We start from the raw sequence: 14,910 nt of genomic DNA on the forward strand, positions 1-14,910 counted from the left end.
GGATGAAAGGTATTATGTTCCTCGAAAAATATTATGGAATAAATAAATATGAAAAAATAGAAATAAAAGATGTTTTATTAAATCATGAAGAGTTAAATAATCATGGGAAAGAAATCGCAAAAATGCATAGTGTATATAAAAAGCCTGCAAAGATTCGATCTCTTTTGGTAAGATTAAATAACAATTTTAAAATCATTGCTTCTATTTATAAGTATTTAAATGAAGAAATGAAAAAAGGAAATGAGTTATCTCCTGCTTCTGAATGGCTTTTAGATAATTTTTATAAAATAGAAGAACAAGTAAAGGTTATAAGACAAAACTTCAATAAAGATAAATTTTTAAAGCTTTATATATTAAATAATGGCTTTTTAAAGGGCTATCCTAGAGCATATGCCATAGCTCTTGAGTTGGTTTCACATACTGATGGGAGAGTAGATGAAGAGTTATTAGTAAATTTTATAAAAGCTTATCAATATAATAGAATCCTTTCAATTAGTGAAATTTGGTCACTTGCTCTTATGATTCGACTTGCTCTTATTGAGAAAATACGAAATATAAGTGAGAAAATATATGAGAATCAAAATGAGTGGAAAAAGGTTGAAAGTATAGATTTAAAGCACCCAGAAAATCTATTGGACAATATCAAAAGGAATTTAAGCAATATTGATGAGATTAATTATTCTTATATTGAACATCTTTTAAAAAAGATAAGAAAAGATGGCTTAGAATCTGGACAGGCGATCGATTTTATAGAAAAAACACTAATAGAATTTGATACATCTATTGATAAAGTTATAGATTTTGAGCATAAAGAACAAGCGGCAAGAAAAAATTCAATAGGAAATGCTATTATTAGTTTAAATATTGTTTCAAAATTAGATTGGAACGATATATTTGAGTCTTTATCAGTTGTTGATGAAATATTAAGGGAAGATCCTGCTAATATTTATTCAAAAATGGATTTTGAATCAAGAGATTATTATAGGCACCAAATTGAGAAAATTTCTCAAAAATGTAGTGTTCCTGAAACGCAGGTAGCGAGAAAGGTAATAGAATATGCAAAAGAGGCTAAAGATGATGATTTAGAAAAAGTAAAACATGTAGGGTATTATATTGTGGATAAAGGTAGAAAAAAATTACTAAAAGAATTAGGATGCAAAGCTCTAAAATGTTATCTTAATGATTATCCTACTTGGGTATATTTAGTACCGATTATTCTACTTACAGGAAGTATTGTTTTATTACTAACAAATTATGCTTATAAAAATTCAAATAGTATAGCTCTAAGTTTACTTGTAGGAATAATAGCTTCTATACCAGCTAGTGATGTAGCTGTAATAATTATTAATTGGATATATACGCATAGATTCTCACCTGCTTTTTTACCAAAGCTAGCTTATAAAGATGGAATTACAGAAGATTCTAAAACTATGGTAGTTATTCCTACATTAGTGCCAAATGAAAAAACGGTAGAAGAACTATTAGAAAAGTTGGAAGTATATTTTTTAGGAAATAAAGATAAAAATTTGTATTTTGCCATAGCAGGAGATTTTAAAGACGCAAAAGAAGAGGTTCAACCACAGGATGAAGAAATTATAAAAAAGGCATTAGAAGGGATAAAAAGATTGAATGATAAATATGCCGGTGAAGAAGAAATATTCTTTTATTTTCATAGACACAGACAGTTTTGCTCAAAACAGCAAAAATGGATGGGATGGGAAAGAAAAAGAGGAGCATTAGTAGAGCTTAATAAACTTTTAACAGGTTCTAAGGATACATCATATTCAATCATTTCAGGGGATATTTCAAAGCTTGTAGGAAAAGTTAGATATATAATTACTATTGATGCAGATACGAACTTGCCTATTGATACAGCTAGAAAACTTATTGGAACAATATCACATCCTTTAAATAAAGCTATATTAAATAAAGAAAAAGGAATTGTTGAAGAAGGCTATGGACTGATTCAGCCTAGAATAGGAATAGATGTAGAAAGTGCAAACAAATCATTATTTACAAGGGTTTTTGCAGGCCAAGGAGGGATAGATCCTTATACGACTGCTTCTTCTGATGTTTATCAAGATTTATTTGGAGAAGGTATTTTTACAGGTAAAGGGATTTACGATTTACAAATGTTTAATGAAGTATTCAAAGATGCTATACCAGATAATACAATACTTAGTCATGATTTATTAGAAGGAAGCTATATTCGAACAGGTCTTACTACAGATATTGAACTAATTGATGGATATCCGTCTAAGTACAATTCTTATATGATGCGTCTACATAGATGGATTCGAGGAGATTGGCAGCTTATTAAATGGCTTTTTCCTAAAATAAAAAACAGAATGGGGAAAATTGTAAAAAATCCCCTTTCTAGATTATCAAAGTGGAAAATTATAGACAATTTAAGAAGAAGTCTTATACCTGTAAGTGTTTTTATGTTTTTGCTATTAGGATTGACAGTTTTTCCTGGGAAATCTTATATATGGGTTGGATTTGCTATTTTCACAATTGCCTTTCCATTTGTTATGGAGTGTTTTAATTGTTTGATAAATAGATATTATAAAACTGCAGGAGAAAAAATAAATGCAAAGGTAATATACGGTTTAAAAGGAGTTTTTTATCAAGGGTTACTTTTGTTTATATTCTTACCTTATCAAGCTTATATTATGGCAGATGGTATAGTAAGAACATTATATAGAGTATACATTTCAAAGAAGAATCTACTTGAATGGACTACTGCAGCAGATGTAGAAAAAAAATTAAAAAATGATCAATATAGCTTTTTAAAGAGAATGAAGGTAGCAGTATTTATGGGAGTATTATTTTTAATACTTGTAGCATTTAAAAAACCTATAAATTTGGCTTATGCAATTCCAATAGGACTATTATGGGTTATATCACCTGTAATTGCATATAAAGTAAGTCAAGAAGATTTAACTGAAAGGAATTTAGATGATAAAGATTTAACTATTTTAAGAAGACTAGCAAGAAAAACCTGGAGCTATTATGAAGATTTTGCAGGAGAAGAAGAAAACTATCTACCTGCTGATAATTTTCAAGAAGATCCACCAAATGGAATAGCACATAGAACTTCTCCTACTAATATTGGATTTTTGCTGCTGGCTATTTTATCCGCTAGAGATTTTGGATATATTTCAACAGGAAAAATGATTGATAAAGTAGATAAAACATTATCTACTATTGAAAAACTAGAAACATGGAAGGGACATTTATATAACTGGTATGATACAAGAACTTTAGAAGTATTAAGACCTTTTTATGTATCAACTGTTGATAGCGGAAATTTTATTGGATATATGATTACATTAAAACAAGGATTATTAGAATATTTGAAAAAGCCTATTCTTGATAAAAACCTATTATTAGGGTTAAAAGATACGATCAAACTTGTTGATGAAAAATATTATACAGAAGTTTTTAGTAATATAGCTGAGGAAAACATTAATATAGAAGAGTGGAGAAATTTATTAGATTCCCTTTCTTTATATAGAGAAGAATCATATTGGCATAAAAAATTTTATACTATGCTATATGACTTAAAAAAAGAAACAGATAGATTTTTCATAGATGAAAAAATAAAAGATATAGGATATGAAAAATTAAAAGAAAAGCTATATAGTATAAAAGGAGATTTAACATTTATAGAGCTTAATAATCTTTATGACGAGATACTAAATGATATAGATAAAATTTTAAAGAAAAATAATCAAGAGAATTTATTGAATTTAAAAAATAAAATTTATAATGCTAATAAGAACATAGAAGAAGTTTTGAAAAAAACAAATGATTTGATAAATAGAATAGATAATATAGTTGAGAATGCAGATTTTACCCAACTATATGATAAAAAAAGAAATCTATTTTCAATAGGATATAATGTAGACGATGAAAAACTTACAGATTCTTACTATGATTTATTGGCTTCAGAAGCAAGGCTTATAAGTTATATAGCAATTGCTAGGAAGGAAGTTCCTAAGAAACATTGGGCAAAGCTAGGAAGAGCCCTATCTATTATAGATGGATACAGAGGATTAGTTTCATGGACAGGAACAATGTTTGAATATTTAATGCCTCCATTAGTTATGAAAAATTATGAAAATACCCTTTTAGATGAAACATATGCTACTGTTGTAAAGGCTCAAAAAAGGTATGCTCAAAAAAGAAATGTTCCTTGGGGAACTTCAGAATCAGGTTATTACGCTTTTGATATGAATTTAAATTATCAATACAAAGCCTTTGGTGTACCAGATCTAGGCCTTAAGAGAGGGCTTATAAATGATATGGTTATATCTCCTTACTCAACCCTTTTGGCTCTTGTATTTGATCCAAAAGGAGCAATAGAGAATATAAAAAGGCTTATAAGTGAAGGCGTAGAGGGGCTTTATGGCTTTTATGAAGCTATTGATTATACACCTGAACGCATACCTTTTGAAAGTAAAAAAGGAATTATTAAAAGCTTTATGGCTCATCATCAGGGAATGGGGTTAATTGCTTTAAACAATTATTTGAATGAAAATATTATTCAAAATAGATTTCATTCTGATCCTATTATTAAATCAGCAGAAATTTTACTACAAGAAAAGGTTCCTGTGAGAGTCATTATTACAAAAGAATATAAAGACCCTATTGAACCTTTAGAATTGTTGAAAAAAGAAGATATTCATGTTGTTAGAAGTTATAATGAATTAGAAAGTACTATACCTAGATGTCATATGCTTTCAAATGGAAAGTATTCTGTAATGGTTACAGATGGAGGAAGCGGATATAGTAAAAAGGAAAATATCCAAATTACAAGATGGAGAGAGGATGCACTTTCGAGAAAATATGGAAACTTTATATTCTTAAAGAATATTAATACAAATAAAATATGGTCCGCAACAATAGATCCAATTAATATTAAACCTGATGGATATGAAGTAAAATTTTCTCTTGATAAAGCAGAATTTATAAGAACAGATGATAATATTGATACTCATACAGAGATTGTAGTATCATCTGAAGACAATGCAGAAATAAGAAAAATTTCATTAACTAATCATACAGATAAGCCTGTTGTAATAGAAGTAACTAGTTATTTTGAAACAGTTTTAGCAGCACAAGCAGCAGATATAGCACATCCAGCATTTAGTAACTTGTTTATAAGGACAGAAGCTGTTCTTGCATACGATAGTATTATTGCATCAAGAAGACCAAGGCTTGATGAAAAAGATACAATATGGATGAGTCATACTATAGCAGTAGATGGAGAAACTATTGGAAATTTAGAGTATGAAACTAATAGAGCAAACTTTATTGGTAGAGGAAGAAGTATAGGAGATGCTTTAGCAGTTACAAATTCTCTTACAAATACAACAGGGCCTGTGCTTGATCCTATTATGAGTTTAAGAAGAAAGATAAAAATAGAGCCTGGAAATACAGCAGTAGTATCTTATATTACTGCAATAGCAAAAAATAAAGATGAAGCTATAGACTTAGCAAGGAAGTATAATGATATTGCTTCAACTATTAGAGCATTTGATTTGGCTTATACAAGAAGTCTTGTAGAAGTTTCGTATCTTAATTTAAAACCAGATGAAATTGAAGTATATCAGGATATGATTTCTCAGATTGTTTTCTTAAGTCCAAATAGAAGAAAATATGAAGAAATATTTAAAAAGAATATTAAAGGTCAATCAGGGCTTTGGGCTTACGGAATATCTGGAGATCTACCTATTGTTTTGGTTAGTATTAAGGAAAAAGAAGAGATAGAGCTTGTTCGTGAAGCACTAAAAGCACATGAATACTGGAAAATGAAGGGTTTAGCTGTAGATTTAGTTATACTAAATGAAGATGAAAGCAGCTATTTACAGCCTCTTAAAGAGCTTTTACATGAAATTGTTTTTTCAAAATGTGGGCATGATATGATGAATAAGCCTGGAGGAATATATATAAGAAATGCTGATATTATGAAAGAAGAAGATAGAATTCTTTTATATACAGTTGCACGAATAGTATTAAAAGGAGAAAATGGATCTATAAAAAGTCAGATTCGCATGAACAATTCTAAACTATTTTATTTACAAGAAAAAGTATTTAAAGACAATAAGACTTTTTATCCAAGCAAAGATGTGTCTATTGATGTTGATTATTTTAATGGATATGGTGGTTTTAGCAAGGATGGAAAGGAATACATTATAAAGCTTAAGGAGAATATGCATACTCCTTCTCCATGGGTTAATGTTATTGCTAATAAAAAGTTTGGATTTTTAGCAACGGAGAGTGGATCAGGGTTTACATGGGCTGAAAATAGCCGTGAAAACAAATTGACTCCATGGTCTAATGATCCTGTAACAGATCCACCAGGAGAGATTGTTTATTTAAGAGATGAAGAGAATGGGCAATTTTGGTCTATAACCCCTTTGCCTATTAGAGAGAAGGAAAGCTATATAATAAGCCATGGAATGGGGTATTCTGTATATTCACATGATAGTCATGGAATCGATCAAGAGCTTACTATGTTTGTTCCAAAGGATGAATCTGTAAAAATCAACTTGATAAGACTTAAAAATAATACAAATAATAATAGAAAAATATCTGCTACTTATTTTATTAGACCTGTACTAGGCGTTAGTGATCAAATAACTCAGCAATATATTATAACTGAAATGGAGAAAAATACACTATTTATTAAAAATGGATACAGTACAGATTTTCCAGGAAGAGTTGCATTTATCACAACATCAGAAAATATTGCATCTTATACAGGGGATAGAAGAGAATTCATTGGGCAAATAGGTGATTTAAGCAGTCCAAATGCTCTAAAAAGAGATAGTCTTTCAAAATTTGTAGGTGCTGGATTAGATCCATGCGCAGCAATACAAATATTTATAGAGCTAAAACCAAATGAAGAAAAAGAATTGGTATTCCTATTAGGGCAGGGAAAAAATTTAAAAGAAGCAGAGCTTATTATAGGAAAATATAAGAGTATAAAGACTTGTAAAGATGAATTTTATGCAGTAAAAGAGCATTGGCATGATATATTTGGAGCTATTCAAGTGAAAACGCCAGATTTATCAATGGATTTACTCATCAATTATTGGCTTCTTTATCAGACAATATCCTGTAGGCTTTGGGCACGATCAGCTTTTTATCAATCAGGAGGAGCTTATGGATTTAGAGATCAGCTTCAGGATGCTATGAATGCAATGAGTGTAATGCCAGAAGTTACTAGAAAACAAATACTGCTTCATTGTAAGCATCAATTCGTTGAAGGAGATGTACAGCACTGGTGGCATCCAGGAGCTAAAGATAAGGGAATACGTACAAGATTTTCTGATGACCTTTTATGGCTTCCTCTTGTAACAGCAGAATATGTAATCTATACAGGAGATGATAGCATATTGCATGAAGAAGTTTATTTTCTAGAAGATGCTCCATTGGCTGAGGATGAAGATGAAAGATATGGAATACCAAGGATATCAGAAGAAAAGGCTTCTGTTTATGAGCATTGTATAAGAGCAATCGAAAGAAGCTTAAAGTTTGGGGAGCATGGCATTCCTCTTATGGGTTCAGGAGACTGGAATGATGGAATGAATACAGTAGGGAACAAAGGAAAAGGAGAAAGTATTTGGCTTGGATGGTTTTTGTATGATATTCTCAATAAATTTTCAGATATTTGTAAAAAAATGAATGAAGAAGAGCGTGCAGAAAATTATATAAAAATTGCAAAGGAAATTGCAAATTCAATAGAAGAAAATGCTTGGGATGGTGAATGGTACAAAAGAGCATACTTTGATGATGGCACTCCTTTAGGGTCAATTGAAAATACTGAATGTATGATTGATTCACTTGCTCAATCATGGGCAGTTATATCTAAAGGTGGAAGGCCTGACAGAATAAAAACAGCAATGGATTCAGTTAAACGTCATTTGGTTAAGAAAAATGAAGGTATGATTCTTTTATTTACACCACCTTTTGATGATAGTGACCTAAATCCTGGGTATATAAAAGGATATGTGCCAGGAGTAAGAGAAAATGGAGGGCAATATACACATGCAGCAACTTGGGTTATAAATGCCTTTGCTATGATGGGGCAAGGAGATAAGGCTTGGCAGCTTTATAATATGATAAATCCTATTAACCATACACGAACATATATAGAGTGTGCTACTTATAAAGTTGAACCTTATGTTATGGCAGCAGATGTTTATGCAGTAAATCCTCATACAGGAAGAGGAGGATGGACTTGGTATACTGGTGCAGCTGGTTGGATGTACAAAGTAGGATTATCTTATATATTAGGATTAAGAAAACGAGATGATAAACTTATTATTGATCCATGTATACCAAAGGAATGGAAGGAGTATTTTATAAAGTATAGATATAAAGATACTCATTATGAGATTATTGTTAAAAACCCTCATGGTGTTAATAGAAATGTAGCTTATATAATGGTAGATGGAGAAAGAAAAGAAGAAAAGTACATTTTATTAGTTAATGACCAGAAAAAGCATAAAGTAGAAGTGATTTTAGGATAAGTGCAATATCTTTAGATATTGTACTTTCCTTGTTATATTTATCAATGAATTGGAAAATAACGCTCATAAACAAAAAGTTTTCTTTACTAAAGCTTTGCAATTATTCGCTTTTATTTTTCATTCATAATAAAAAAAGAGAGATTAATTTGAAAAAGAGATTAGTGGAAAAGATAGAAAAATTATTATAAAAAATGTTTATAATAGATAACATTATGGTATATATATAAATGTGTGAAATTATAGAGAAAAAACATAAGTGGAGGAGATTATAATGTCAAACAAAACATTAGAAAATTTAATGGCTGCTTTTGCGGGGGAATCACAAGCAAATCGAAAATATTTAGCTTATGCAAAGAAAGCAGAAAAAGAAGGAAACAAAAATGTTGCGAAATTATTTAAAGCTGCTGCAGATGCAGAAACGCTACATGCCCATAAGCATTTTGAGGTAGCTGGAAAATTAAAATCTACAAAAGAAAATTTAGAAGATGCAGTAAATGGAGAAACTTACGAATATAAGCAGATGTATCCAGAATTTATAAAAATTGCTGAAGAAGAAGGAAATAAAGAAGCAATAAGAACTTTTACATATGCTTTAAAAGCAGAAGAAATTCATGCAAAGCTTTATAAAGAAGCACTTGAAAATATAGATAGTCAAGAGGAAGTATTTTATTATTTATGTCCAGTATGTGGAAATATTGAAAAAGCAGTTCCACAAAAATGTTTTATTTGTGGGGTACCTGGAGAAAAATTTATTAAGTATTAATAAAAACCTCCATAATAGAAATCTATTATGGAGGTTTTTATTTGATGGAATCTTTTGGGAGGAAAATAAACAAAAATTAACTTGCTTTTGATCCTGTATTTATATATTTTAAAAATTCTTCTAAATTAGTTTCATGAAGATTTAAATTTTCTAATGTTCTTCCGTTGCTGATTAAATCTTTATTTAATACAAAACTGCCTAATTTACACACAGTTTCCATTCTCTCGCAAGGAACACCTAATTTTTTAGCTAATGAAACCATAGGAACTAATCCCATTGGGATATCTTCTAATATATATCTAGTATCAATTCTTTTTTGACCAATTATTTCTGCATAGGCAGCATTTCTCTTAACGGCATCTGATAAAGTTTCTCCTTCTGCATTATATAAAACTTTATACAGTTCTAAAACAGATGGCAATTCTAATCCTAAAGCTTTTCCTAATGCAATTCTTTCTTTATCCAAATTTTCAACAAATGCACCTACTGATTTAGTAATTCCATCCCAATAATACTTCCATTCATGCTTTGATTCTATCATTGAAGTATTTAGTAATGAAGGGGCAGGATGCATTACTGCATTAAGATTATTCAAACTTGTTTCTAAAACATTTTTTCCTGAAACCATTTGAGGAAAAGCTTGATTTAATTTTTTTACGACTTCATTTGTTTTAGCAGCTGGAATTGCAGCAACCAAAAGATCATTTTTAATACCTTTAATAGATGCAGTTCCAGGTTTAGATGCTCTACAAGCATAAAGTAGTGATAATGCTTCTGCAATTACTACATCTGCTTTACAGCCTTCATCATCCAATACTTTTCTAACTTCTAATGCTCCAAAGGTTGCACCAGGATGTATGAATATTATTTGTCCATCTGTAAGGTGAGGAACTAAATTTTTTGCAATTGTTTTATGGGCTAATGCTGGAGCTACGATCATAATAATATCAGCACCTAAAACAGCTTGCTTTATATCAATAGTAGCTAGTTCTACTTTTCCAAATCCATTTACAGCACCTTCAACATGGATACCACCTTGTTTATTTATGGCCATAATAGTTTCTGGGATGATATCAAATAACCGAACTTTAAATCCTAAAACTCCTAAATGACCAGCAGCTGCTTGACCTCCATTTCCTCCACCAATAATAGCCCAAGTTAATTTGTTTTCATTCATACTTTTCAGCCCCCTTTTTAAATATCATACTGTATATATATATGAATGTCCTACAACTAGACTACTACGCATCTGATAAAAAATCAATATAATTTTTAAAATTTTTATAAAAAATAGAATATTAAATAAAATAGTACCACTTAAAAAAATGCAATAAAATGTAAAAAAATGATGAATATAATTGTTGTTTGCCAAAAATGAGAAATATGCTCAGATTATGTTATAATAATACTTATTGGAGTTAGGTTTTGTAGAATTTCAAGGTTAGAAAGAAATGATATATAATTAAAAAGTGTATAAATATAAAAAAGAAAAGGGATAAAACAACAAAAAATGTTAATTTTATAACAATAAAAAAATTCAGAAAATAACAAAAAAACTAGTGCAAAAGAAGATGAAGTATGGTATAGTAAATGTAGTACAACCCAACAGCACCAATTTTAAACAGTACTAAATTGTTTATGCATAAACAGACTATTAATCACTAGTGAGAAAAAAGAAGTTCAAAACAATAAAGGGGGAAGATAGATGGGCAAATTTTTTGAAATATTAGGTAAAATTCAAGAAAAAATCCTTATGTTTTTAACTATTTTAATTCCTTTGCTAGTTACTTTTCAAGTAATCCTAAGATATGTCTTACATGCTCCTCTTATGGGAATAGAAGAACTAATGCTCTTCCCTATAATCTGGCTTTATATGTTAGGTGGGGCAAGTGCATCAAGAGCAAGAAATCATATTGAATGTGGAATATTAACCCTATATATTAAAAAAGAAAAAAGTATGGCTATTTTTAAAGTAGTTAAAACAGCAATATCATTAATGATTAGTATTTGGTTAACTTACTGGGCTTATTGGTTCTTTACTTATTCTCTTAAAATGTGGAAAGTAAGTGATCTTCTCTATATTCCTATGTTTTTCGGAGAAAGTTCAATATTTATTGGTTTGACATTAATGACTATGTATTCAGCAATTGAACTATACGATATGATAAAAAATCTTTTAAACATTTCAAAAAGCATTAAGGAAGGAGGAGTAAAATGTTAACCATTGTTGCTCTTGATGTTATTTTACTTGTAGTTTTATTGATGTTAAGCATTCCATTACCTTATTGTTTTGGAGGAGCTTTAGCTTTCATGGCTATATTTGGCGGTGCTTCTATGAAAAGTATGATGCTTTGGGGTTTTAATCAGATGATAAGCCCTATTTTGGTAGCAAGTCCACTTTTTATACTTGCTGGAACAATTATGGGAAGCTGTGGTATAGCTAAGCACTTACTAAATTTTGCAGATATTTTTGTTGGAAAAATTAAAGGTGGAATAGGCGTTGTTGCTGTTGTTACTTGTGCAATAATTGGAGCAATATCAGGAAGTGGTTTTACAGGAGTTGCTGCAACTGGTCCTATTTTGATTCCAAGAATGGTAGAACAAGGGTATCCTAGAGGATATGCTACAGCACTTGTTACGGTATCATCTGTACTTGGTTTATTGATTCCCCCAAGTGTAATAATGATATTTTATGGATGGGTTACGGATACTTCTATTTTAGCAGCCTTTCTATCAACTGTAGGTCCTGGGGTATTAATAGTTATAACCTTTTCAATAATTAACTTAATTTGGGCACATAAGTTTCCTAACGTTTCTTTAGGAGAAATAGCAACAACAGCAGAAATAGATTTAAAACAAAGAAATATGAAAAGAATCATTAGAGCTATACCTGCTTTATCTCTTCCTGTTATTATCCTAGGTGGTATTTATGGAGGGATTTTTACACCAACAGAAGCAGCAGCTGTTGCAGGGGTAGTATCTGTACCAATTGGATTTTGGGTTTATAAGGAATTAAAGAAAGAAAAATTTGTATCAATTGTTAATGAATCAGCAGTCTCTATCGGTGCAATTATGACAATGATTATATTTACACTTATGTTAAGCCAGACATATGTACTTTTAAGAGTACCACAAGCCCTTATTGAAATATTATTTAATGTTACAACAAATAAGGTTATTTTATTAATAATTATTAATATTTTCCTATTCCTTGTTGGAATGATTGTAAACGATATCACAGGTATGATTCTTGTTGCTCCTTTATTACTTCCATTAGTTACAGAATTAGGGATTAGTCCAGTACACTTTGCTGCAATAATGGGAGTAAACCTAGCAATGGGTGGTGTTACACCTCCGTATGCAAGTATTTTATATTTAGGTATGAGAATAGGTAAATGTGAGTTTAGTGAGATATTAAAGCCAACAATGGTATTCCTTTTATTAGGATATGTTCCTATTGTAATATTGACAACATTTTGGCCATCACTTTCATTATTCTTGCCTAGATTATTTGGGCTAGCATAAAAATAAAAAAGGATTAGGGGGAATTAAAAAAATGAAGAAATTTGCAAAATTGAGTATTATATGTATTTTGATTTTTTCATTAACTATTGGAATGACTGCTTGTGGATCATCAAAAACAGCGAGCAATGAAAGTGGAGTTAAAGAAAGAACCTGGAAAATAGGACACGTTAGACCAGAAGGAACTTCAACAGATTTGGATGTAAAAGCTTTTGCTGAAGAAGTGAATAAAAACTCAGGTGGTAAAATTAAGATAGATGTATATGCAGCAAGTCAGCTTGGAGATTATACAGTTGTTCAAGAGCGTGTTGGTGTAGGAGATGTTGAGATGCAATTAGCACCAGCTGGAACAAGTATAAATAAGGCAATGGGTATTGCAAGTGCTCCTTATATTTGTAAAACATGGGATGATGTTAAAAGAGTATTTGCCCGTGATGGAAAGTTAATGACAAATATAGATAAAATGTTTGCTGATCAAAATATTAAGCTTTTAGCGGCTTACCCTAAATATTTTGGTGGTATTGCACTAGCAAAAGAACCAAAAGATCCTAAGAATGTTAATGTATCAAAAGATGTTAAAATAAGAGTTCCTAGTATGAAAGCATATGAAAAAACGGCAGAAGCATTAGGATATATTGCGACCCCAATAGCTTATTCAGAAGCTTTTACAGCAATGCAAACAGGTATTGTTGATGGAATTATTGGTTCAGGAGCGGAAGGATATTATTCAAGTTTTAGAGATTTAACAAAATACTATTTACCAGTTAATGATCATTTTGAAATGTGGTTTTTATATTTAAGCATGGATGTTTGGAATGACCTTTCAGACGAAGAAAAGAAAATTGTTATGGATGCTGCTCTAAAAATGGAAGAAAACAGATATGCACAAGCAGAAGCAGAGGAAAAAGAATTTATTGAAAAATTGAAGGAACATGGGGTTACCATAATAGAATTTAGCAAAGAAGAAATTGATGCGATTGCTAATAAAGTAAAAGAAGAAGTATGGCCTAAAATTAAAGATGAGTATGGTGCAGAATTCTTTGACAGTGTTACAAAAGAATAAGAATGAATTTACCCACGATTTTTTATCGTGGGTTTTTTTAACAATAAAATAACAATACCCCTTTTAAAATATAATTAATTATAGTATATTTAAACAAAGAGAATATTAGGAGGGGCACTTATGATAAAACCGGCTAAGAAGAGAAATTTGTATGAGGAAATTTCCAGTCAAATCATTAAGATGATTTATGAAGGAAACTGGAAGCCAGGGGATAAAATACCAGGAGAGGTTGAATTGTCAAAAAGCTTTGAGGTAAGCAGAAATTCAATAAGAGAATCAATAAAAGCATTAGAACTAGTTGGCATATTAGAATCTAAAACTGGCATAGGGACTTTTGTATCTGAGCAGGCAATGATTAATATTAATAATATGCATCTAGCATCTTTAATTGAATCAAAAAGCTCTATTTTAGAGCTAATGGAAGCTAGACTTATTATAGAACCGGGACTAGCATATCTTGCGACAAAACATGCCACAGAAGAAGATATAAAAGCACTTGAAGAAATTATAATCAAACACGATAATGCTTTAAAAAATAAGAATTATACATTTGATATGGGATTTGAATTTCACAGATATTTATTTAAAATGGCAAACAATAAAATATTAAATAATTTATTAGACAGTATAACAGAAAATCTAATTGCTACAAGAGGAGAATTATATCTAAAACATTTAAACGAACATATTCTTGAATATGAGTTGAGTGAACATAAAGAAATATTAGCATATATTAAAAATAAAGATGCAATTTCAGCTCAAAATACAATGTGGGAACATATTGAAAGTTCATTATGCGTTTTAGAGGAAAGTATGAAAGAAGTTGAATAAGTATAAAGGGCATAAAAATGGCCCTGTTTTTTTATGGGGTTATATACTGTTCTAGAAAATATATATTTAAATGTTGTGTAGAAAGACTTTAATAAAGTAGCTTTCTATTTTTTTTTGCAAAAAAACAATTTAAAAAATACTGAAAATTTCAAAAACCCTATTGAAAAAATATCATATGAGTGATAGTA

At 30.2% G+C, this 14,910-nt stretch carries 7 protein-coding genes; 6 read left to right on the plus strand and 1 reads right to left on the minus strand.

Going from position 1 to position 14,910, the window contains the following annotated elements; all coding sequences use genetic code 11:
- Positions 1–14: 14 nt before the first annotated feature.
- Both FQB35_RS03360 and FQB35_RS03365 read left to right on the plus strand, forming a co-directional pair.
- Positions 15–8,543 carry a GH36-type glycosyl hydrolase domain-containing protein gene (locus FQB35_RS03360; RefSeq protein ID WP_231701848.1) on the plus strand — a complete coding sequence of 2,843 codons (8,529 nt, stop codon included), beginning with the start codon at positions 15–17 and terminating at the stop codon, positions 8,541–8,543.
- A gap of 268 nt (positions 8,544–8,811) precedes the next feature.
- Positions 8,812–9,306, plus strand: coding sequence for a rubrerythrin family protein (locus tag FQB35_RS03365; RefSeq protein WP_148810746.1), 495 nt, complete (start codon positions 8,812–8,814; stop codon positions 9,304–9,306).
- 76 nt (positions 9,307–9,382) lie between these two features.
- On the opposite strand, the gene FQB35_RS03370 is transcribed toward FQB35_RS03365, so the two are convergent.
- Positions 9,383–10,483, minus strand: coding sequence for an NAD/NADP-dependent octopine/nopaline dehydrogenase family protein (locus FQB35_RS03370; RefSeq protein WP_148808644.1), 1,101 nt, complete (start codon positions 10,481–10,483; stop codon positions 9,383–9,385).
- A 528-nt stretch (positions 10,484–11,011) separates the two neighbouring features.
- On the opposite strand from FQB35_RS03370, the gene FQB35_RS03375 reads away from it, so the two are divergent.
- The 4 genes from FQB35_RS03375 to FQB35_RS03390 all read left to right on the plus strand — a co-directional run bounded on the left by FQB35_RS03375 (position 11,012) and on the right by FQB35_RS03390 (position 14,722).
- Complete coding sequence (locus FQB35_RS03375) at positions 11,012–11,527, plus strand: TRAP transporter small permease (protein WP_148808645.1); 516 nt, start codon at positions 11,012–11,014, stop codon at positions 11,525–11,527.
- Positions 11,521–12,831: a TRAP transporter large permease gene (locus FQB35_RS03380; protein WP_148808646.1), complete on the plus strand. Its 1,311-nt coding sequence runs from the start codon at positions 11,521–11,523 to the stop codon at positions 12,829–12,831. Before FQB35_RS03375 ends, FQB35_RS03380 begins: the two co-directional genes overlap by 7 nt.
- A 31-nt stretch (positions 12,832–12,862) precedes the next feature.
- A complete protein-coding gene (gene dctP, locus FQB35_RS03385) occupies positions 12,863–13,891 on the plus strand; it encodes a TRAP transporter substrate-binding protein DctP (RefSeq protein WP_148808647.1) in 1,029 nt (342 codons plus the stop codon).
- Between the two features lie 120 nt (positions 13,892–14,011).
- Positions 14,012–14,722 (plus strand): FadR/GntR family transcriptional regulator, encoded by a 711-nt coding sequence (locus FQB35_RS03390; RefSeq protein ID WP_148808648.1) that lies wholly within the window; start codon positions 14,012–14,014, stop codon positions 14,720–14,722.
- Positions 14,723–14,910 lie beyond the last annotated feature (188 nt).

This window comes from Crassaminicella thermophila, from assembly GCF_008152325.1.
GTDB classification, from domain to species: Bacteria; Bacillota; Clostridia; order Peptostreptococcales; family Thermotaleaceae; genus Crassaminicella_A; species Crassaminicella_A thermophila.